17 protein-coding genes are annotated in these 20,375 nt (G+C 70.0%); 12 read left to right on the top strand and 5 right to left on the bottom strand.

What is annotated here, in order from left to right; translation table 11 throughout:
- Nucleotides 1-23 precede the first annotated feature (23 nt).
- Both K4B79_RS15645 and arfA read left to right on the top strand, forming a co-directional pair.
- Nucleotides 24-968, top strand: a complete 945-nt coding sequence (locus K4B79_RS15645) for an arabinan endo-1,5-alpha-L-arabinosidase (protein ID WP_232027587.1) — start codon at nucleotides 24-26, stop codon at nucleotides 966-968.
- A 104-nt stretch (nucleotides 969-1,072) separates the two neighbouring features.
- Nucleotides 1,073-2,584, top strand: a complete 1,512-nt coding sequence (arfA, locus tag K4B79_RS15640; protein WP_232027189.1) for an arabinosylfuranosidase ArfA — start codon at nucleotides 1,073-1,075, stop codon at nucleotides 2,582-2,584.
- A gap of 25 nt (nucleotides 2,585-2,609) precedes the next feature.
- On the opposite strand, the gene K4B79_RS15635 is transcribed toward arfA, so the two are convergent.
- On the bottom strand, nucleotides 2,610-5,606 hold the full coding sequence (locus tag K4B79_RS15635; RefSeq protein WP_232027188.1) for a glycoside hydrolase family 35 protein: 2,997 nt from the start codon (nucleotides 5,604-5,606) through the stop codon (nucleotides 2,610-2,612).
- 149 nt (nucleotides 5,607-5,755) lie between these two features.
- Here K4B79_RS15635 and K4B79_RS15630 point away from each other — a divergent pair, with 149 nt between their 5' ends.
- The 5 genes from K4B79_RS15630 to K4B79_RS15610 all read left to right on the top strand — a co-directional run bounded on the left by K4B79_RS15630 (nucleotide 5,756) and on the right by K4B79_RS15610 (nucleotide 11,164).
- The gene (locus K4B79_RS15630; RefSeq protein WP_232027187.1) at nucleotides 5,756-6,214 is read left to right on the top strand and encodes an RrF2 family transcriptional regulator; all 459 of its coding nucleotides are present in this window, start codon (nucleotides 5,756-5,758) and stop codon (nucleotides 6,212-6,214) included.
- A 236-nt stretch (nucleotides 6,215-6,450) separates the two neighbouring features.
- Nucleotides 6,451-7,107 (top strand): DUF4360 domain-containing protein, encoded by a 657-nt coding sequence (locus tag K4B79_RS15625; RefSeq protein WP_232027186.1) that lies wholly within the window; start codon nucleotides 6,451-6,453, stop codon nucleotides 7,105-7,107.
- Between the two features lie 112 nt (nucleotides 7,108-7,219).
- On the top strand, nucleotides 7,220-7,648 hold the full coding sequence (locus K4B79_RS15620; RefSeq protein ID WP_232027185.1) for a hypothetical protein: 429 nt from the start codon (nucleotides 7,220-7,222) through the stop codon (nucleotides 7,646-7,648).
- 49 nt (nucleotides 7,649-7,697) lie between these two features.
- Nucleotides 7,698-8,045, top strand: coding sequence for a trypco2 family protein (locus K4B79_RS15615; RefSeq protein WP_232027184.1), 348 nt, complete (start codon nucleotides 7,698-7,700; stop codon nucleotides 8,043-8,045).
- Complete coding sequence (locus tag K4B79_RS15610) at nucleotides 8,042-11,164, top strand: NACHT domain-containing protein (protein WP_232027183.1); 3,123 nt, start codon at nucleotides 8,042-8,044, stop codon at nucleotides 11,162-11,164. Before K4B79_RS15615 ends, K4B79_RS15610 begins: the two co-directional genes overlap by 4 nt.
- Here K4B79_RS15610 and K4B79_RS15605 read toward each other — a convergent pair.
- Together K4B79_RS15605 and K4B79_RS15600 are read right to left on the bottom strand one after the other, a co-directional pair.
- Complete coding sequence (locus K4B79_RS15605; protein WP_232027182.1) at nucleotides 11,136-11,324, bottom strand: DUF397 domain-containing protein; 189 nt, start codon at nucleotides 11,322-11,324, stop codon at nucleotides 11,136-11,138. The genes K4B79_RS15610 and K4B79_RS15605 overlap by 29 nt on opposite strands.
- Nucleotides 11,321-12,178: a helix-turn-helix domain-containing protein gene (locus K4B79_RS15600; protein WP_232027181.1), complete on the bottom strand. Its 858-nt coding sequence runs from the start codon at nucleotides 12,176-12,178 to the stop codon at nucleotides 11,321-11,323. Before K4B79_RS15600 ends, K4B79_RS15605 begins: the two co-directional genes overlap by 4 nt.
- A gap of 130 nt (nucleotides 12,179-12,308) precedes the next feature.
- Between K4B79_RS15600 and K4B79_RS15595 the strand changes: the two genes are divergently transcribed.
- The 5 genes from K4B79_RS15595 (at nucleotide 12,309) to K4B79_RS15575 (ending at nucleotide 17,137) form a co-directional block, all read left to right on the top strand.
- A complete protein-coding gene (locus K4B79_RS15595; RefSeq protein ID WP_232027180.1) occupies nucleotides 12,309-12,842 on the top strand; it encodes an ATP-binding protein in 534 nt (177 codons plus the stop codon).
- On the top strand, nucleotides 12,842-13,141 hold the full coding sequence (locus K4B79_RS15590; protein ID WP_232027179.1) for a hypothetical protein: 300 nt from the start codon (nucleotides 12,842-12,844) through the stop codon (nucleotides 13,139-13,141). Before K4B79_RS15595 ends, K4B79_RS15590 begins: the two co-directional genes overlap by 1 nt.
- Before the next feature lie 167 nt (nucleotides 13,142-13,308).
- Nucleotides 13,309-14,616, top strand: a complete 1,308-nt coding sequence (locus tag K4B79_RS15585) for an ATP-binding protein (RefSeq protein WP_232027178.1) — start codon at nucleotides 13,309-13,311, stop codon at nucleotides 14,614-14,616.
- A gap of 137 nt (nucleotides 14,617-14,753) precedes the next feature.
- Nucleotides 14,754-15,719, top strand: coding sequence for an arabinan endo-1,5-alpha-L-arabinosidase (locus tag K4B79_RS15580; RefSeq protein ID WP_232027177.1), 966 nt, complete (start codon nucleotides 14,754-14,756; stop codon nucleotides 15,717-15,719).
- Nucleotides 15,701-17,137 (top strand): family 43 glycosylhydrolase, encoded by a 1,437-nt coding sequence (locus tag K4B79_RS15575; protein WP_232027176.1) that lies wholly within the window; start codon nucleotides 15,701-15,703, stop codon nucleotides 17,135-17,137. The genes K4B79_RS15580 and K4B79_RS15575 overlap by 19 nt, the downstream gene beginning before the upstream one ends.
- Before the next feature lie 226 nt (nucleotides 17,138-17,363).
- Here K4B79_RS15575 and K4B79_RS15570 read toward each other — a convergent pair whose 3' ends face one another.
- A complete protein-coding gene (locus tag K4B79_RS15570; RefSeq protein ID WP_232027175.1) occupies nucleotides 17,364-19,025 on the bottom strand; it encodes a pyridoxal phosphate-dependent aminotransferase in 1,662 nt (553 codons plus the stop codon).
- A 163-nt stretch (nucleotides 19,026-19,188) separates the two neighbouring features.
- Complete coding sequence (locus K4B79_RS15565; RefSeq protein WP_232027174.1) at nucleotides 19,189-20,337, bottom strand: aldose epimerase family protein; 1,149 nt, start codon at nucleotides 20,335-20,337, stop codon at nucleotides 19,189-19,191.
- Nucleotides 20,338-20,375 lie beyond the last annotated feature (38 nt).

Here is a 20,375-nt window from a genome sequence, read left to right as displayed (position 1 = left end):
GCGTACGCAGAGCGGTGACGGCCATGGCGGCCGCACTCTTCCTGGCCTTCCTCCCCACCACGGCTCAGGCGGCGGAGACCTACCCCGACCCCCAGCCGATCACCGGCCAGCAGATCATCCACGACCCCACCGTCATCCGCCTCAAGTCCGGCGGCTACGTGGCCTACTCGACCGGCGGCGTGATCGGTGCCCGCCTCTCCAAGGACCGCGTCCACTGGGACGACTCCGGCAACGCCTTCGCCGAGCCGCCGAGCTGGTGGTACGAGTACAACGACACGGGCGACCCGTGGGCCCCCGACATCTCCTACCGCGCCGGCCGCTACTGGCTCTACTACGCCGTCTCCTCCTGGGGCACCAACCACTCCGCGATAGGCGTCGCCACCTCCCTGACCGGCCTCCCCGGCACTTGGACCGACCACGGCAAGGTCTTCAGCTCGGAGACCACGGATTCCTGGAACGCCATCGACCCGGCGATCATCCGCGCCGACGGCCGCCTGTGGATGTCCTTCGGCTCCTACTGGACCGGCATCCGCATGATCGAGCTGAACCCCTTCACCGGCAAGGCCCTCCCCAACCCCACGGTCCACCACCTCGCCACCCGCCCCGATGTCCCGTACGCGGTAGAGGGCCCCGAGATCGTCAAGCACGGCCGCTACTACTACCTCTTCGCCTCCTACGACGCGTGCTGCGCCGGAGTGAACTCCACCTACAAGATCAAGGTGGGCAGGTCCACCTCGGTGACGGGCCCCTACGCCGACAGCACGGGCAAGCCCATGCTGGAGGGCGGCGGCGACCTGCTGCTGGAGGGCCACGGCCGGTACATCGGCACGGGCGGCCAGTCGGTCTTCCAGGACCGGGGCCGCGACATCCTGGCGTACCACTACTACGACGCAGAGGACGAGGGCACCCCGAAGCTGGGCCTGAACCAACTGCGCTGGACAAGAACCGGCTGGCCGATGGTCTTTTAGGGGCGCGGGGCTGTGTCCATTTGCGGCTCCGCCGCGTGGGCGCGACCAGCCCCCACGACCTTCAGCCGCCCGCGATACAGAACCACCCCCTTCGAAAGGCGACCATGAGCACCGCCCGTTTCACCCTCAACCCCGCCTTCACCGTCGGCGAAGTAAACCCCCGCCTCTTCGGCAGCTTCGTGGAACACCTGGGCCGCTGCGTCTACACCGGCATCTTCGAACCAGGCCACCCCACCGCGGACGAGGACGGCATCCGAACCGACGTCCTGGAACTCGTCCGCGAACTCGGCGCCACCGCCATCCGCTACCCCGGCGGCAACTTCGTGTCGGGCTACAAGTGGGAGGACTCGGTCGGCCCGAAGGAAGACCGTCCGCGCCGTCTCGACCTCGCCTGGCGCTCCACCGAGACCAACCAGTTCGGCCTCTCCGAGTACATCGCCTTCCTGAAGAAGATCGGCCCCCAGGCCGAGCCGATGATGGCCCTCAACCTCGGCACCCGCGGTGTCGCCGAGGCCCTCGAACTCCAGGAGTACGCCAACCACCCCGCCGGCACCGCCCTCTCCGACCTCCGCGCCGCCCACGGCGACAAGGAGCCCTTCGGCATCAAGCTCTGGTGCCTCGGCAACGAGATGGACGGCCCCTGGCAGACCGGCCACAAGACGGCGACCGAGTACGGCCGGGTCGCCGCCGAGACCGCCCGCGCGATGCGCCAGATCGACCCGGGCGTCGAGCTCGTCGCCTGCGGCTCCTCCAGCCAGGCCATGCCGACCTTCGCCGCCTGGGAGGCGACGGTCCTGGAGGAGGCGTACGACCTCGTCGACCACATCTCCCTGCACGCCTACTACCAGCCCGAGGACGGTGACCTCGACTCCTTCCTGGCCTCGGCCGTGGACATGGAGTCCTTCATCGAGAACGTGGTCGCCACCGCCGACCACATCGGCGCGAAGCTCAAGTCCAAGAAGAAGATCAACCTCTCCTTCGACGAGTGGAACGTCTGGTACATCTCGGAGTGGCACGAGATCGAGAACTCCGGCGCGCGGGACTGGGCCGAGGCGCCCCGCCTCCTGGAGGACAACTACAGCGTCATGGACGCGGTCGTCTTCGGCTCTCTGCTCATCGCACTGCTCCGGCACGCCGACCGCGTCACCGTCGCGTGCCTCGCCCAGCTGGTCAACGTCATCGCCCCGATCATGACCGAGCCGGGCGGCCCGGCCTGGCGCCAGACGACGTTCTTCCCCTTCGCCCAGGCGAGCAGGTACGGCCGCGGCGAGGTCCTGGACGTCCGCGTGGACTCGCCGACGTACGAGACGAAGAAGTACGGCGAGGCCGACCTGCTGCACGCCACCGCGGTCCGCGCCGAGGACGGCACCGTCACCGTCTTCGCGGTCAACCGCGGCCGGACCGAGGCGCTGCCGCTCGAAGTGGCCCTGACCGGCCTGGACCTGACGACCGTCGTGGAGCACAGCGCCCTCGCGGACGCCGACCCCGACGCCCGCAACACCCTGGACGACCCCGAGCGGGTCGCCCCGCACACGGTCGAGGGCACCACGCTCCGGGACGGCACCCTCACCGCCGTACTGGAGCCGCTGTCCTGGAACGTGATCCGGCTGGCCTAGAGCCCACCAAGGGCCGCACGCGGCCTCATCGGCCGGGGGAGTCCACCGGGACCACCGGTACTCCTCCGGCCGCCGAGCCCAGCAGCGCCAGGTGGACGTCCTTCGGGCCGGAGCCCGTCGTGCCGTCCGCGAGCACGGCCAGGGCGAGTGTGTTGACTCCCCGCGTGCGCAGGATGCCGTTGGGCAGGACGAAGGTGTGCTGGGGGCCGACGTCGTTGATGTACTGGCCCATGTTCCAGCCGTTGAGGAAGATCTGGACGCGGTAGGCGCGGGCCGGGTCGTCGGCGAGGGTGAGGCCGATCGAGGCGTCGACGCCCGGGGTGACGGCGAGCCGGAAGGTCCGGCGGTACCAGGTGACCCCCTGTCGGCGGTCGCCGCGCGGCAGGTCCGCCCGCTCCCACCCGGCGTCGGCGAAGCCCGGCAGGTGCCAGCCCTCGCGTTCGCCGTACAGGCCGCCGTTGTTCTGCGGGCCGCGCACGGGGTCGACGGCCGCCGCGCCCTGGAGACGCCATCGCACCTTCGGCGACACGCCCTTGAAGGTGACCTCGGTCAGTCCGCGGGCCACCTTGTGGCTGTCCTGGGCCCTGCCGTCCTGGTCGTGCTGCATGCGGCGGACGAGGACGGACAGGACGTGCGCGTCACGGTCCGCCGACCGCTCGCGGAGTTCCTTCGGCACGGTGAAGGTCGCCGTCCTCGCCCAACTGCCCTGCCGCACCGCGCTGTTGTCCGGGACCGGCATCCGGTGGGTGCCGAGGGGCTCGCCGTCCAGCCAGGCCATCAGGAGTCCCTGGGTGCCCGTGCTGTAGGAGAGGGAGACCGACCTCAGGTCCTCCAGGTCCTCGGGGTCCGCGTCGAAGCGGCCCCGGTACCAGACGTCGCCGTAGTGGAAGCCGTAGTCGTCGGCGAAGAGGACGGGCTGTCCCTCGGGGACGGGGGTGACGCTGGGGGAGGTCCTGCGGTCGGCGACGGTCCAGGCGGAGTCGTCGAAGTCCGGGGCCGATTCCGGGTTCTCCGCCTTGCGCCGCCAACCGCCGTCCAGGGCGGGGAGGCCGACCGGCGGCACGCCGGGGAGGGGCTGGAGGGCGAGCAGGCTGCCGGTGCCGCTGAGCCGGGTGCGGACCGGCTCGCCGTTCCAGGTGACGCGGGTGAGGCCGCGCGGGCCCCACACCTCCAGGCCGGTCTCGCCGATGGTGTCGCCGGTCAGGGCCACGGTGTCGCCGCGCACGGTCACGCTCCGGACCAGAGCCGGGCCGTAGACCAGGACCGGGCCGGAGGGGGTCTCGACGGGCCACAGCCGCAGGGAGGTGGCGTCGTCGGCGAAGAACAGCAGCATCGGCCGCTCGGTCCCGCCGGCCTCGACCTTCACCCGGGTCAGCCCGCCCGCGCCGAGCGGCGCGGACACCCTGAGCAGGCCCCGGTCGTAGACCCAGGCGCCCTCGGCGTCCAGCCGGGTCGTGGTGGGCTCCTGCGGGCAGTCCAGGACGACCTGGGCCATCTCGCCGCGCGGGCCCGCGAACACGGCGATGTCCTGCCGCGCCACGGTGAGGCACATCATGGGCTGCACGGTGGAGTACTTCAGCCTCCGCTGCCCGAGGCCCAGTCCGGTCGCCAGCAGGCGGCCGTCGCGGGCCGGGACGGTCAGCGGTACGTCGAAGTCGGTGCCGGGCAGCTCCGAGGTGACCGGCTCGTCGGAGTCGTTGCGCAGGACGTAGACATGGGCGCCGGTGTCCGGGTTGGTGAGGTGGTACGCCTTCAGCCGGTCGTCCTTCGGCCGCACCGCGGTCGCCGGGTTCAGCTTGGCGAAGTCCGGCTGCCGGGCCAGCAGATGGCCGAGCTGGTGCATCGGGGCGAGCTTGGGCGTGGCGTTGCGGGCCTCGTCGAAGGCCGCCCCGTAGTCGTACGACGTGTAGACGACCGGTGCGGGCAGCCAGCCCCAGGAGGTGCCGCCGAAGGTCATGTAGACGTTGTGCAGGGTGATGCCGTTGGCGAGGTTGGTGAGGTGGAAGCGCCGCTCGTAGGCCGCGTCCCGGGTCCGCCGCGACTCGGCGTACCCCTTGCCCCCGAACGTGGCCCCGCCCCACGCATCGAACCAGCCGCCGCCGAACTCCGGCACGAACCCGGGGGTGCGCGGGCTGGCCGTGGCCCCGCCCTTCGCGCCGCCGACCCCGAAGTGCCCCCAGTCCGGCGGGACTTCGGACGGCTCGGGGTACGCGTCGAAGCCGTACAGCCAACGGCCCTTCTCGCCCCCGGTGTCGAAGGACCCCGGGACCCAATGGCCGTTCCTGCCCTTGTCGTTGTGGAACAGCGGTACGTCGATGCCGTCGGCGCGCACCTTCTTGTACAGGTGGGACATGTAGTCGCGGCCGGTGGGCTCGGTGACGTAGGAGTCGTACTCGTTCTCGATCTGGTAGAGCAGGACCGTGCCCGTGCCCCGGGTGAACTGGTGCCGGGCGGCGATCGCGTTGACCTCGGTCAGCCACTCGTCGGCGTACTTCAGATAGGTCGGGTCGGAGGTGCGGGCCCGGCCCTCGGCCACCGTCAGCCAGCCGGGGAAACCGCCGGCGTCGATCTCGGCGTTGATGTACGGGCCGGGGCGCAGGATGACGTACAGGCCGGTCTGGGCGGCCGTGCGCAGGAACAGGTCGAGGTCGCGGACGCCGGTGAAGTCGTACCGGCCGGGGGCGGCGGAGTGGTAGTTCCAGGAGACGTAGACGCTGACCGCGTTGTAGCCGTGCGCGCGCATCTTCTCGAGGACGTCCCGCCACAGCGACGGGCTCGGCAGCCGGAACGGGTGCATCTCGCCCGACCAGAGCACCAGCCGCCTGCCGTCGATCAGGAGCGAGTGGCGGTCGAAGCCGACCGTGTGCCGGCGCCCGTCGGCGGCCGGCGGGCCCGGCGCGGGGCCGGTGGGCACGCTGCGGGAGGAGGAGGCGCGCGTCGGGGTGCCGATACTGCCGCCCAGCGTGAAGCCGAGCGCCGTGACGCCGGCGAGGGCGGTGAATGTTCGCCTGCTGAGCCCCAAGGGAGCGCCTCCTGTTGTGCTTGTTCCGTTCGCGACCGTAGGTGCGGGGGTGAGTGCCGGTGTCGGTGGGGGTGCCGGTGTGGGTGCGGGGTGTGTGTCGGGGTGCGTGTCGGGTCATTCTGTACGGTCCGACACCGCACAATTGTCATATGAGGATCTCGGCGCGGGCTGACTACGCGGTACGGGCGGTGCTGGAGCTCGCCGTACGACGGGACGACGGGCCGGTGAAGGCGGAGACCGTCGCCGCCGCGCAGGGGATCCCGCACAAGTTCCTGGAGGGCATTCTCGGCGATCTGCGGCGCGGCGGAATCGTCGACAGCCGGCGCGGTGGGGGCGGTGGCTACCGGCTGGCCCGCGAGGCCGACGCGATCACGGTCGCGGACGTCATCAGGGCCGTGGACGGGCCCATCGTGTCGGTGCGCGGCGAGCGCCCCACCGGCCTCGCCTACACCGGCTCGGCCGAACCGCTGCTGCCGCTGTGGATCGCCCTGCGGGCCAATGTGCGCCGGATCCTGGAGGGCGTCACCATCGCCGACATCGCCTCCGGCGCCCTGCCCGATCCGGTACGGCGGCTGGCGGCCGAACCGGCGGCGTGGGAGAACCCCTGAGGGGCATGGCCGTTTCGTACGCAGATTGACGCCCCGGGGTCACGTCCCGTTCATCCGGGATGAGTCGGTCTGTGCTGCGCGGGGGTGTGAACGGGCCGGGGTGAATGGCCGGAGTTCGACCTGTGCATGTCATGTCGGGCGTCTCTACGATGCGTTCGCTCGCCTTCACAGAAGGTTCACAGAATCTCCATTCGTGGAGTCTCCACCCCCCACCACCCCGAAGAAGGGGAAAGCCCATGAAGCATGCTCTGCTGCTGAGCGGCGCGGTCGCCGCGCTGCTCACCACCGCCCTGCCCGCGCACGCACAGAACGCGTCCGGCGGGTTCGAGGACCCGCCCCCGGACAAGATCGTCATCAAGGTCGCCACGGTGAACGGCTCCGGCTGCCCCGCGGGCACCACCGCGGTCGCCGTCTCCGAGGACAACACCGCCTTCACCGTGACCTACAGCGACTACCTCGCCCAGGCCGGCGGCTCCTCCGACCCCACGGCCTCCCGCAGAAACTGCCAGCTCAGCCTGCTCGTCCACGTCCCGCAGGGCTTCACGTACGCCATCGCCAGCGCGGACTACCGGGGTTACGCCCTCCTCCAGCCGGGCGCCAGCGCCGTCCAGAGAGCCTCGTACTACTTCCAGGGTTCCTCCGGCACGGTCTACAAGAACCACAACTTCACCGGTGCCCTCAACGACAACTGGCAGGCCACCGACGAGACCGACTGGGCCCAACTCGTCTACGCGCCCTGCGGAGTCCAGCGCAACTTCAACATCAACACCGAACTCCGCGTGAACGCGGGCACGCAGTCGGCCTCCAAGGTCAGCTTCATGACGATGGACTCGACGGACGGGAACATCAGCACGACGTACCACATGGCCTGGAAGGAGTGCCCGGAGTCCTAGTCCGGGGCTCCCGGTGCCCTGGAGAGTTATAGGTACACCGTGGAGCGTCCGCTCCCCATGCTGGTCGTGCACGGTCATCCGGCCGTGCACGACTTGGGGGAAGGGATCACCCATGAACGTCAAGAGGCGGCTCACCACCGCGGCTCTGGGTCTGGCGACCAGCGGCGTGCTCATCATCACCACGGCGGGTGCGGCACACGCGGCGGCCACGAGTGTCACCCGCACGGGAGTCAGCGTGGTGGCGACCTGGGACTGGTCGGCGAACTCGCTCACGGACATCGACTACACCGTCAACGACACGTCCTGCGACGCCAACGACGTGTACACGAGGATGCGCGTCTACACCAAGCTCAACCCGGACGGCACCGACACGGCGAAGCGCTACAACTCCAGTGGCTGCGGCTCCACGGTGAAGCACCTGAACCTCAAGTTCGAGGCCAGCAACAACATCACCGGCATCCGCCTGTACGCCTGCGTGGACGACGCGGGCTCCGACTCCTGCACCCGCTCCAGCTTCAGCGACAACCCGAAGGTCTCCTGACCCGCCACCGGTACGGTTGTCTCTCTGCCGGAGCAACCAGGGGGACCGTGTGACCGACCACCGCATCGAGCTCGCCGACGCCGTCCAGGCCGTACGGGACGAACTGGTCACGGCGGCGGCGCGCTCGTCCGGCCAGGACGTGGCCTTCGAAGTGGGCGACATCCAGCTGGAGTTCAGCGTCGAGCTCCGCAAGGAGCTCAAGGGCGGGGTGAAGGTCAAGGCGTGGGTGGTGGAGGCCGGGTCCGAGGGCTCTGGGGGGAGCACTCGGACCCACCGGGTCGCGGTCACCCTGAAAGCACTGGACGCGCGCACGGGGGAGCCGTGGAAGGTGCGCAACGACAGTATGGGGAGCGTGGCGCGGTTCGGGCGGCAGGGCCGGGGTAGCGAGGAGCGGTGATCGGGGGGCGGGTTCTCGACCGGGTCGTCGTGGTCCTGGGGGCAGGTCAGGGGACGGGGGTGCTGCTCGACCGGCGGACGGTGATGACGGCGCGGCACGTCATCGAGGGGGTCGATGCCGTCGAGGTGATCCACCCGGCGGGCGACGCTCCGGTGATGTGTACCGTCCTGTGGGCGGACCGGGAGTCCGACGTGGCGCTGCTCCAGGCCACCGATGACGTGATCAGCGCCGGACGCGCGGCGCCGCTGGGCAGCCTCCGGGTCGGCACGGTCGCCACCTGGTCCCCGCTGGCACACTGCCAGATCGTCGGCTTCCCCCAGATCCAGCGCTACGGCGAGCGCCACGAGGACCTTGAGTACGACCAGTACCGCGCGGCCGTGCTGCCCATGGCCGGGCACATGCGCGACGTGCTCGTCTGCGAGCTGGACCGGCCCGCCGCCGACGAACGGGACGGCAGGACCTCGCCGTTCCTGGGGCTGTCGGGGGCGCCGGTCTTCGCGGGGGCGGTGCTGCTCGGGGTGGTGACCCAGGTGCCGAAGGGGCGGCATCACATGAGGGTGGAGGCCGTCTCGGTCGAGCCCGTGCTGGACATCCCCGCGAACGACGGCTGGGGTGTCCACCGGCGCGAGATGATCACCGATGTTCATCCGCAGGACGACCAGTTCGAGATCCGGTACGCCGCCGACCTGCGCTCCCAGTACCGCAAGACCGAGATCTTCGGTATCGATGAACTGGGCCGGAGCGAGGCGAGTTGGGACCTCGACACCGCCTACCTCAGCCTGGAGGCCGACGGTTCGCGGGAGAGCGCCACCCGGCGGCGCATCGACACCCTGCTGACCGGCCGTCCGCGTGTGCTGCTGCGCGGAGAGGCCGGTGCCGGGAAGACCACGCTCGTCTGGTGGCTGGCGGCCCACGCAGCGAACGGCACGCTCGACGCGGACCTCGCCGAACTCAACGGCCTCGTGCCCTTCGTCGTCCCGCTGCGCGAGGTGCATGCGCGTGGCGGGCGCTTCCCGGCGGTGTCGGAACTGCTGTCCGCCGGCCGGGTCATCGGTGACGCGCCGCCTGAGGGCTGGGTTCGCCGTGTACTGGAAGCCGGCCGGGGGCTGCTCCTGGTCGACGGCCTGGACGAGGTCCCCGAGCGGGAACGGGAGGAGGCCCGACGGTGGCTGTCCGCCCTCCTCGATCGCTACTCGCACACGCGGTGCGTGGCGACGGTCCGTCCGAACGCCGTGGAGAAGGACTGGCTGGCCCGGGACGGCTTCGAGGAACTGACGCTGCTGCCCATGAGCGACGAGGACATAAGCGCCTTCGTGGGTGCCTGGCATGACGCGGCGCGCCTGGAGTGCGATCAGCTCTACGACACCCGGCGGGGCGGCGAGGAACGGCAGCACCTGAGCACCCTGGAAGAGGGGCTCATCCACCAACTGGCCGACAACACCGCGCTGAGCGACCTCGCCCGTACGCCGTTGCTGTGCGCCGTGATCTGTGCCCTGCACCGCCGCCGGGGTGGGCTGCTGCCCACGACTCGTTGGTCCCTGTACCAGGCGGCTCTCGCGATGCTCCTGGGTGGCCGGGACGCCGGACGGGGCGTCCGCGACACGAGCCCGTTCAGCCTCGACTCCGGTGAGCAGCACGCGCTGCTCCAGAGGCTTGCCATCTGGCTGGCGCGCACGGGGCAGCAGCAGATGACCCACGCCCAGGCCATGCAGCAACTCGGCCTGGCCATGCGGGACATGTCCCAGATCGCCGCCAAGGGGACGCCCGAGGAGGTCCTTCGGTTCCTGCTCGACCGCAGCGGCCTGCTCCAGGAACACACCGACGACGCGATTCAGTTCATCCACCGCACCTTCCAGGACTTCCTGGCGGCCAAGGAGTTCCACGAGAGCGGCTACATCCTGGAGCTTCTGGAGCGGGCGCGGGACGAGGTCTGGCGGGATGTCATCGTGCTGGCGGTCGGACACGCCACGCGCAAGGACACCCACGAACTCATCGAGAAACTGGTGGAGTTCGGCGACGAGGCAGTGGGTGGGGATGAGCGGAGGTACCTCCATCTCCTTGCCGCCGCGTGCGCGACGAGCGTGCTGTCGCTGGACGCCGGGCTGATGGAACGTGTGAGGGAACGGGTCAGGGCGATGGTGCCGCCGGCGAGTTCTGGTCTATGGCACGAATTGGCGGCGCTGGGGGACTGGGTGGTGGATCTGCTGCCCGGGCCGGATGGGTTGGACGAGGACGAATCCTTCGCCACTGCGAGTGTCCTCGTACGGATTCGCAGCACGCGAGCGAGGCGGGCGCTGAAGGCTTTCGCGTCTGCGAGTCGGGAACTGCCCGCGGACGGTTGGAGTAGGCAGCCCATCGAGGAGTATGCGCGGGAGGTGCTGTACGGGATCGACCTTCCGTACGTGTACGTCAACACACGATCACAGCTGGTTCATCTGCGCAGTCTCGACTGCGTGTCCGAGCTTGAGATCACCGGCTCGTATTCCGCTGAGGATCTGGACGCCTACCTGCCGACGCACGGCGTCAGGAAACTTCAGCTCAGCTCCAACGGAGACCTCGCAAGCCTCGACTTCCTCAAGACGCGCACGGAACTGATGGCCCTGAACATATGCGCAGAGTCACTGACGTGTGAGCGACTCCGGGCCCTGGAGGGGTTGCCCGAGCTGCGCTCTCTTGAACTCGTGGGAACGCCCCTCGACGGCTGGTCAGCTCTCCCTCCGCTTCCAGGTGTGTCCAGCCTGAAGATCGCGGATGGTGGTTTGCGATGGTTCGCACCTCTGGGCGAGTGGACCGGGCTTGAAGAACTGGATATCTACGAAGCGACCATGCCATCCCTGGCTCGTTGCGAACCGCTCCCGCGCATTCGAAGCCTCGATTTCCCCTACGTGCCGGACACAACGGATATCGCGCAGGTGCGCCGCGTTTTCCCAGGTCTGAAGTCACTGGCCCTGGTCTGCCTTGTGTCACGCCAGGGCAGGGAAACGCTTGATCTGACCCCGCTACTCGACCTTCCCGGTCTGCGCGTCACGCTCCACGGTCCCGGAGGAGTCGGACTGCGTATCGTCGGAGCGGAGGAGTTCGGTGATCGGCTCACCGACCTTCGCGACCCGCGTTCATGAACTCGGTCCAGGCCACCGCAGAGACAGCAAGCCGTGCCCCCTCCCGGTCCTTGGAGTCACGGACGTGGACCGTCGCGGGGGTGAGGGCGACCTCGACGCAGTCACCCTCGCTGCCGCTGCTGTAGCTGCTCTTGAACCAGGCCAGCTCCGACATGCTCATAGCGCTCCTCGCATCTGCTCCAGCAGGCTCTTCGAGTCTGCTGGAGTGAGAGCCTGCGTGCGCAGTTTTCCATACCGCCGGCTCAGAACGCTGATCTCTTTCCGGTCCCAGATGAGACGTCCGTTCTTCTGCCCCTCCGAGTAGGCGAACCACTGGTTCTCTGGCGTCTCCAACAGCTGCAACGGCCCGTCCAGTCCAGGGTGATCCGGCTGGCGCAGGGGCATGATCTGGACCGTGACGTTCCAGTGCCGGTCGATCACCGCCAGCAGATGGTCGAGCAGTTCCCGCGTGATCTCCTCACCGCCGGTGTGCCGCTCCAGCAGCGCCTGTTCGAAGATGAAGCTGAACGCGCAGGGCGGTGTCCGCCGCGTCGACAACAGTTCATGCCTGGCGAGCCGCGCAGCGACCCGCTCGTTCAGTTCCGCCTCGTCCGGCACCGGCGGCACGCTGAGCGACACCGCCCGTGCGTAGGCCTCCGTCTGCAACAGACCCGGCACCACCCGGCACTCGTACGTGTCCAGGGTGATCGCCACCGCCTCCAACCGCGCCCACTGCCGAAACCAAGCCGCCAACCCCGGCTGCCGAGCCAAATGCCCCGCCGCCCTCCTTAGCGCACCCGTGTTCCCAAGAACCCCCTCCGCCCGCTCCACGAGCGCCGGGTCCGGCATCCGCCTCCCCAACTCCACGGACGCCACCGTGTGTTTGGAGAACCGTACGAGATCCGCGAACTCCTCCCGGCTCAACCCCGCATGCTCACGCAACGCCTGGACGACCGCCCCGAACGTCCGCAGGCTGTCGGACGACTCCGGCTCGCCCCCACCACCCGCACCCACACCCACCGCTGCATCGACCACCGCCGATCACCTCCCGCGCACATGGTCACGGCCAGTGACCGGTACTGTCCACCCCGTCACCGCGTACGCTGCCGCAGCGTACGCGGCGAGGACCTGGTGAAGTGGGCCCGAGGCCCGCCAGATTGGGCGCATGACCGCACCACCGCCCTCCCAAGGCACCGTCACAGTACGTATGTTCACCCAGCGCCTCCGCTCGACACCCCGGGGCGCCCGCCTGGCCAGGCACCTCGCGCTGGCCCAGCTCGACGCGTGGGGCGTGCCGCACGGCAGTGAGCCGGCTGACGCGGTCGCCGGGATCGTCGCCGAGCTGGCCGCGAACGCGGTGACGCACGGGCGGGTTCCGGGGCGGGACTTCGAGCTGCGGCTCGCGCTGGTGGCCGGGAGTGTGCGGGTCGAGGTGAGTGACACCCGTACGGGAGCGCGTCCGGCCGCGCGGGGCGTCGTGGGGACGTCCGGGCCGCTCGCGGAGGACGGGCGGGGGCTGCTCGTGGTCGAGGCGCTCGCCGACCGGTGGGAGGTGGTCGACCGGGAACCGCCGCCCGGCAAGACCGTACGGGCCGAGGTCGACCTGCCGGGATGGCTGTCGTTGGTGAGGCGGGCTGCCGCCCCTGTCGGGGTACCGTGGTGCGACAAAAGTATCGGAATGGGTGAAAAGGAGTGCTGATGGGGCTCACCGTGCGCGTCGAGAAGCGCATCGCCAAGGACTTCCCCGGACGGGACGGCCAGATCGTCGGGGAGCTCCTCACCGAGCTCGTGCACCACCTGACCGAGCGGGGCGACCGGGAGGACAAGGAGCGCATCGCCGCCGCCACGCTGGTGTGCGGGCAGGGCAAGGTCGACCGCCTTCTGGACGCGGTCCAGCTGGCCAAGCAGGACTGGCGGGACGTGCTGGTGGGGGCGGGACTGGCGGACGCGGGCTGGCGGGAGCGGCTGGAGGCGGACTTCGGCCCGGGGGCGACGTGAGCGTGCGGTAGCGGCGACGCTCCGGACAACTTTCGGCACCTTCCCGCATCTTCCGGTGCCTTCCGGTGAATTGCGGGCAGAGCTGGTGCCCACCGCTCCGGCCGCGTCAGGATCCCCACACCGTCCGGGGCGCGCGGAGCCCCGGTCACGGAGTGGGGAGCGGCTACATGACCGTCTGCGTGACGGTGCGTCCGAAGGTGGCGTTCCGTCTTCTGTCCGCGTCGCTGGGCGTCTGTCCGTTCGTCGCCGCCCTGGACGTGCTCCTGGGGGACCGGCCCCAGATCGTCGCGCTGCTGGTGATCGCCCCGCTGCTGGCCTGCACCCGCCTGGGCGTACGGGCGACCGCGCTGGTCGCCTGCTTCGCCGCCGCGTCCGGCTTCGCCGCGGGTCTCCTCGACGGTACGGCCCTGACCTCGGTGTTCCTCGTCCGCTGGTGCGGCCTGCTGCTGGGCTGCGTGCTCACCCTGGGTGTGGCGTCGCGGCGGGCCGCCCTGGAGGCCGCGTTGTGCTCACCGGCCCGGTGCCGGGCGACCGTGCCGGCCCCCCGGGAACCGCCGTCCGCGCGGGAGGCGGACCGACCCGGGCAGGCGCTTCCCGACCGCTGTCGGCGGGTGTCGCGACACGCCGGGCAGGCGTTCGCCGACGACCCGGCCCTGGCCCTGGCTTCTGCCCCGGAGCCGAGCCGTCCCATGGAGATCGCCGCCCCCTCCGACCGCACCCCCGCCGCCGACCGCGCGGCGGCCCACGCGCGGGTCAGGGAGGTGGCCGATCTCGCCGAGCGCAGCCCGGTGGCCGTCCTCGCCAAGACCCTGGACGGGCGCATCACCTACTGGAACGCCGCCGCGCAACGCCTGTACGGCTACCTCCCCAAGGAGGCGATCGGCGCGCACGTCTCCATGCTCGCCCCGCCCGAGCGCCGGGACGAGATCGACGACCTGCTCGCCCGGCTGGGCCGCGGCGAGCGCATCGAGCACTTCGCCACCCGGTGCAGCACCAGCGCCGGGCGGGCCATCCACGTGGACCTCACCCTGTGGCCGCTGCGGGCCGCCGTCGACGGGCGCCCGGTCGGCGCCTGCGTGGTCGTCCGCCAGTCCCCGGCCCCGGCCGTCACCGAACGGGACCTGGCCGCCGTACCGGAATCGGTGGCCGAGGGGCGCGCGGTTCTCGGGGAGTTCCTGGCCGAGCGGGACCGTGACGGTGTCGCCGACGAGGCCCGGCTGCTGGCCTCGGAGGTGCTCACCAACGCGGTCCAGCACGGGGAGGGGCCGATCCGGCTGCGGCTGTCCCTGACCGAGGGTGAGCTCACCGTCGAGGTCACCGACCGCGGCCCCGGACGGCCGCGGCGGCGACACGCCGGGAGCGCGGACGAGTCGGGCCGCGGCCTCGAACTCCTCGACACCCTCGCCGCCTCCTGGGGCACCCGGCCCGCCGAGGACGGCAAGACGGTCTGGTTCACGCTGCCGGCACCGCCGTAGCCGGGTATCGGCAACGACCGAGGCGTGTGCGAACCATTGACGCGCAAGGGGTTCGATTCTACGGTCCGTCCGAAGCTCTGATCGGCGATCGATATGTCGAACGAATCGTCTCTCCCCCCACCGCAAGGAGCGTCAGTGTGAGCCGCAGAACCGCACTCCTCGCCCTCCCCGCAGCCGTCCTGCTCGCCCTGATACCGGGCACCGCGCAGGCGTACCCCAACCCCGGCCGGGTCACCGGCTCTACGGTCGTCCACGACCCGACGATGATCCGCACCTCGTCGGGCCAGTACCTGCTGTACGCCACCGGCGGCGGCATCGCCAACAAGCGGTCCTCCGACCGCACCGCCTTCAGCGCCGGAGCCGACGCCTTCTCCTCCCGGCCCGGCTGGTGGAGCACCTACTCCTCCGTGCCGGAGGCCTGGGCGCCCGACATCTCCTTCCACGGCGGCAAGTACCTGCTGTACTACTCCGTCTCGAAGTTCGGCTCGAACACCTCGGCCATCGGACTGGCCACCTCCACCACGGGCCAGCCGGGCAGCTGGAGCGACCAGGGCATCGTCTACTCGTCCGGCTCCTCCAGCGACTTCAACGCCATCGACCCCAACCTGTTCGTCGACTCCGACGGCAAGTGGTGGCTGTCCTTCGGCAGTTGGTGGACCGGCCTGAAGATGATCCAGATCAACCCGTCCACCGGCAAGCAGCTGTCCACGAACACCACCCGCTACTCGCTCGCCTCCCGCCCGACCGGCACCAAGGCCGTCGAGGCGCCGTACATCGTCAAGCGGGGCAGCTACTACTACCTGTTCGCGTCCTACGACACCTGCTGCGCCGGCACGAGTTCGACGTACAAGGTCAAGGTCGGCCGCGCCACCAGCGTCACCGGGCCGTACGTCGACAAGAACGGCGTCTCGATGATGAACAACGGCGGCACCCCGGTCCTGGAGTCCCACGGCAGCGTCATCGGCCCCGGCGGCCAGTCGATCATGAACGACTCCGACGGCGACCTGATCGTCTACCACTACTACGACGGCAACGACAACGGCACGCCCAAGCTCGGCATCAACCTCCTGAACTGGAGCAGCGGATGGCCCGTCGCCTACTGACCCTGCTGGCCGCGCTGATCATCGCCCTGTCGTTCGGGCAGTCCTCCGCGAGCGCGGCCTCCTTCGCCAACCCGATCAAGGCGCAGAAGGGCGCCGACCCCTGGATCTCGTACCACAACGGCAACTACTACCTGGTGACGACGAGTTGGACGAACGTCATCACCATGCGCAAGTCCGCCACCCTCGCCGGTCTCGCCACCGCGCCGAGCGTGCAGGTGTGGACCGGGGACGCGGCCTCGCGCTGCTGCAACATCTGGGCGCCGGAGATCCACTTCCTCAACGGCCGCTGGTACCTGTACTACGTGGCCGGGCAGAACGTCTCCGACTACAACCCCACCCAGCGCTCCCACGTCCTGGAGAGCGCCGGCTCCGACCCCATGGGGCCGTACACCTACCGGTCACAGCTCAACTCCGCCTGGATGCTGGACCCTTCGGTCGGCACCATCAACGGACAGCTGTACCTGTTCGGCAGCGCCATCACCAACGGCACGCAGAACCTCGTGGCCGCCCGGATGTCCAACCCGTACACTCTCGCCACCGGCTTCTCCACCATCTCCCGCGCCACCAACTCCTGGGAGACCTCCGGCGGTACGGTCAACGAGGGCCCGCAGATCCTCCAACGGGGCGGGCGGACCTTCCTGATCTACTCCGCCAGCGGGTGCTGGACCCCCGACTACAAACTCGGGCAGCTGACCCTCACCGGCTCCGACCCGCTCTCCGCGTCCTCCTGGACCAAGAAGTCCACGCCGGTCTTCCAGCGCAACGACTCCGCCGGCGTCTACGGCCCCGGCCACAACGGCTTCTTCACCTCACCCGACGGCTCGGAGAACTGGATCGTCTACCACGCCAACGACTCCGCCTCCGACGGCTGCGACAACGGGCGCACCACCCGCGCCCAGAAGTTCACCTGGAACTCCGACGGCACGCCCAACTTCGGCACGCCGGTCGCTCTGGGTGCCTCCCAGAACGGCCCCGCGGGCGAACCCTCGGCCACCTCCACCACCTACACGGTCACCAACCGCAACAGCGGCAAGTGCCTTGAGGTGGCGGGCGGTTCCACGGCCGACGGTGCCAACGTCCAGCAGTACGCCTGCAACGGCGGCACCAACCAGCGCTGGCGCATCGACGACCGCGGCGACGACACCAGCCGCCTCGTCAACGTCGCCACCGGCAAGGTCCTAGACACCGCCGACTGCTCCACCGCCGACGGTGCGGATCTGCGCCAGTGGGCCTGGCTCGACAACACCTGCCAGAAGTTCCGGTTCATCGCCACGGACGGGGGTTACGTCCGCATCACCAACCAGGCCACGGGCAAGGTGGCCGACGTAGCGAACTGTTCTACGGGGGACGCGGCGGATGTCAGGCAGTGGTCCTGGCTGGGCAACAACTGCCAACAGTGGAGGCTGAACCCGGTGTAGTGCGGGTTCGCCTTCGCGCCGTAGGGGTGCGGGGTGTGTGCGACTGCCGGTGCGCTGTGGCTGGTCGCGCAGTTCCCCGCGCCCCTGAGGTGGGAGCCCTGACGCCGTGTTCAAGCGCCACTGTTGGCAACACCTGCCAACAGTGGCAGCTGACCCCGGTGCAGGCACACCCACCCAGGGGCGCGGGGAACTGCGCGACCAGCCACGGTCTACCCGCACCCGCCCCTCAACCGGTCTGCCCCATACCCGCCGCGTTGGGCCAGCTCTGGGCATGGGGCCACCCCGTGGCAGGCGCGGCCGTGAGGTCCTGGGCCGCCGCCGGTCCGGTCATCCCCCGGACCTGCGCGGCGGTGAGTCCACCTCGTGCCGGCACCCCGGGCGGGGTGGGCCCACCCATCGGCCCGGGACCACCCGCGGCGGCAGCGGCGGGCACCGGCGTGGGCATGGGCGCGGGAGCGGGAGGCGCAGGCGCCGGCGTCGGGAAGCTGACCGGCTGAGGCGCAGGCACAGGCGCCGGAGCCGGGGGCGCAGGCGCCGGCGGGGCCATGGCCGGCATGGGAACCCCCGCACCGCCCGTCTGCCCCTGGACCATCTGAGCCATCTGGGCCATCTGAGCCGCCGCAGGCATGGGCTGACCGGCGCCAACGGCCATGGCCTGCGCGGCCAGCCCCTGCATGCCGGCCCCGTTCGTGGAGCTGACCAGGCGGTCCACGGCCGCCGTACCCGAGCTGTAGCTGGTCCCGGTAGCCAGCTCGGGCACGGCGGCTCCCCTCCTGGTCCCGTAGAGCACCTGTTCCAGGCCGGACACCAGGCGACGCACGTCCACCTGGGGGCGCACCACGAGCCTCAGGAAGCGGCTGGACGAACCGATCTTGTTGCCGCATTCGCGGACCAGGATCCGGTGCTCGGTGAGCAGCCGGTCCCGGACCACCGTGCCTTCGGCGCCGACGGGCAGGCGCACGAAGAGGAAGTTGCCCTGGGAGGGATAGACGGTCAGTCCGGGCAGCGCGGAGAGCTGGCTCGCCATGTCCAGGCGGTCCCGGTACACCTGGCGAAGGCTCTGCGCGTACTCGGCGCCGTGCTCCTTGAGGATGAACACGACGTACTCGGCGAAGGCGTTGAGGTTCCACTTGGGCAGCATCGAGCGGACCCGGCCGGCCAGCGCGGGGTTGGCGACCATGTAGCCGAAGCGGATGCCGTGCAGGCCGAAGTTCTTGCCGAGGCTGCGCAGCACGATGACGTTGGGCCGCAGCATCGCCTCCTGGACCACGCTGGGTTCGGCCTCGGCGTCCGCGAACTCCAGGAACGACTCGTCGATGACGATCAGATCGAGGTCGGCCATCGCGTCCATGAACTGCACGATGGCGTGCTTGTGCAGGAAGCCGCCGTCGGGGTTGTTCGGGTTGCAGATGACGGCCACCCGGGTGTTGCGGGCGCGGATGAACTCGGCGTACTGGGCGAGGTCCAGGGCGAAGCCGCTGGACTCCTGGAGCGGGAACATGTCGACCCGCTTGCCGGTCTCCATGGGCTGGTCGGTCCAGCGGCCGAAGGTGGGGACGGGGATGGCGAGGGACTCGCGCACCAGCAGATGGTCGATCCAGGTGATCAGCTCGGTCGAGCCGTTGCCCATCGCGACGCACTGCGGGGGGAGTTGGAGCAGGCTGCACAGCTCGGCCGTGATGGTGTCGGCGCTGCTCGGGTAGTACGTGATGATGTCCCGCAACCGCGCCGACATGTCGTCGAACATGGCAGGCGTGGGGAAGTAGGGGTTGCAGGGAATGCAGAAGTCGACCGGACCGGCCCCTTCGCCGCCCTCCCGCGTCAGCGCCGCCATCGACGGGCTGTGCGCCGCGGTGCTGCGGAACAGCGAGGTGACGTTGTCAGCCAAGGGAGCCTCCGTATGGGGCGGGCCCGGCGGGGACGACCGGGCCCGTCGTCATTGGGTGGCCCGCGCGGGGGAGCGCGGGCCACCCGTACATACGGAGACTGCGGTGACGCTGTTCAACCGTTGAGCAAACGGAGAGAACGTGTGAGTCACCTGTGAAGAACTGTCACGCGTGGAAGGAATGCACGGTTGTCGTCCGGTATGTCTGCCCCGGCCGCAGCACGGTCGAGGGGAACGACGGGTGGTTCGGCGAGTCCGGGAAGTGCTGCGTCTCCAGGCAGAGCGCGTCGCCCTGACGGTAGATCCGGTCGGACGGGCCGACCAGCGTGCCGTCGAGGAAGTTGCCCGAGTAGAACTGGAGACCGGGCTCGTTGGTGGCGATCTTCATGGTGCGGCCGGAGGACGGGTCCCGGAGCGAGGCGACGTGCTCGGGCTTGGCCGTGATGCCCTTGTCGAGGACCCAGTTGTGGTCGAAGCCCTTGGCCGTGACCAGCTGCGTGTGACCAGTGCGGATGTCCCGGCCGATCGCCTTGGCCTTGCGGAAGTCGAACGGGGTGCCGGCGACCTTCGCGAGCTCACCGGTCGGGATCAGACCCGAGTCGGTGGGCGTGTAGCGGGAGGCGGCGATCTTCAGCTCGTGGTCCTCGATCGTGCCGGTGCCCTCGCCGCCGAGGTTCCAGTAGACGTGGCTGGTCAGGTTGACGACGGTGGCCTTGTCGGTGGTGGCCTCGTAGTCGATGCGCCAGTCGCCGTGCTTGGTGAGGGTGTACGTCACCTTCACCTTGAGCGTGCCCGGGTAGCCCATCTCCCCGTCGACGGACGTGTAGTACAGGTACAGGCCGACGTCGGAGCCCTTGGTGAACGGCTCGACGTCCCACACGCGCTTGTCGAAGCCCTGCGTGCCACCGTGCAGGCTGTTCTCGCCGTCGTTGACGGACAGCTGGTACTTCTTGCCGTCCAGGGTGAACTGACCCTTGGCGATGCGGTTGCCGTAGCGGCCGATCAGCGCGCCGAAGTACGGGGTCTTGGCGACGTAGTCCTCGATGTTGTCGAAGCCGAGGGAGACGTTGGCGTAGCGGCCGTGCCGGTCCGGGATCTCCAGGGACTGGACGACGCCGCCCCAGGAGAGGACCTTCATGCGGGTGCCGCCGTTCTCCAGCGCCCAGCTGTAGACCTTGGTGCCGTCGGCGAGCTTGCCGAAGAGCGTCTTCACCGGCTTCCTGCCTCCCGTGGCGTGTGCCGTGCCGCCGAGCGTGGTGGCGGCGACGCCCGCCGCTGCCGCTCCCGCGATGACCGTGCGTCTGTTCAGTTCCATGTGCGGCTCCCGTATAAGGGTGGGGCCCCGCCGTCCGG

Origin of the sequence: Streptomyces lincolnensis, from assembly GCF_021173675.1 — a bacterium.
In the GTDB taxonomy this organism is placed as follows: domain Bacteria; phylum Actinomycetota; class Actinomycetes; order Streptomycetales; family Streptomycetaceae; genus Streptomyces; species Streptomyces lincolnensis_B.
Note: the sequence above shows the minus strand (reverse complement) of the source record. Positions and strands in the feature narration are given on the sequence as shown.

Excerpts from the sequence above, each read along its gene's own strand:
- K4B79_RS15645 (WP_232027587.1), top strand. The coding sequence starts at position 24 with ATGGCGGCCGCACTCTTCCTGGCCTTCCTCCCCACCACGGCTCAGGCG.
- arfA (WP_232027189.1), top strand. The coding sequence starts at position 1,073 with ATGAGCACCGCCCGTTTCACCCTCAACCCCGCCTTCACCGTCGGCGAA.
- K4B79_RS15630 (WP_232027187.1), top strand. The coding sequence starts at position 5,756 with ATGAGGATCTCGGCGCGGGCTGACTACGCGGTACGGGCGGTGCTGGAG.
- K4B79_RS15625 (WP_232027186.1), top strand. The coding sequence starts at position 6,451 with ATGAAGCATGCTCTGCTGCTGAGCGGCGCGGTCGCCGCGCTGCTCACC.
- K4B79_RS15620 (WP_232027185.1), top strand. The coding sequence starts at position 7,220 with ATGAACGTCAAGAGGCGGCTCACCACCGCGGCTCTGGGTCTGGCGACC.
- K4B79_RS15605 (WP_232027182.1), bottom strand. The coding sequence starts at position 11,324 with ATGAGCATGTCGGAGCTGGCCTGGTTCAAGAGCAGCTACAGCAGCGGC.
- K4B79_RS15595 (WP_232027180.1), top strand. The coding sequence starts at position 12,309 with ATGACCGCACCACCGCCCTCCCAAGGCACCGTCACAGTACGTATGTTC.
- K4B79_RS15590 (WP_232027179.1), top strand. The coding sequence starts at position 12,842 with ATGGGGCTCACCGTGCGCGTCGAGAAGCGCATCGCCAAGGACTTCCCC.
- K4B79_RS15585 (WP_232027178.1), top strand. The coding sequence starts at position 13,309 with ATGACCGTCTGCGTGACGGTGCGTCCGAAGGTGGCGTTCCGTCTTCTG.
- K4B79_RS15575 (WP_232027176.1), top strand. The coding sequence starts at position 15,701 with ATGGCCCGTCGCCTACTGACCCTGCTGGCCGCGCTGATCATCGCCCTG.
- K4B79_RS15565 (WP_232027174.1), bottom strand. The coding sequence starts at position 20,337 with ATGGAACTGAACAGACGCACGGTCATCGCGGGAGCGGCAGCGGCGGGC.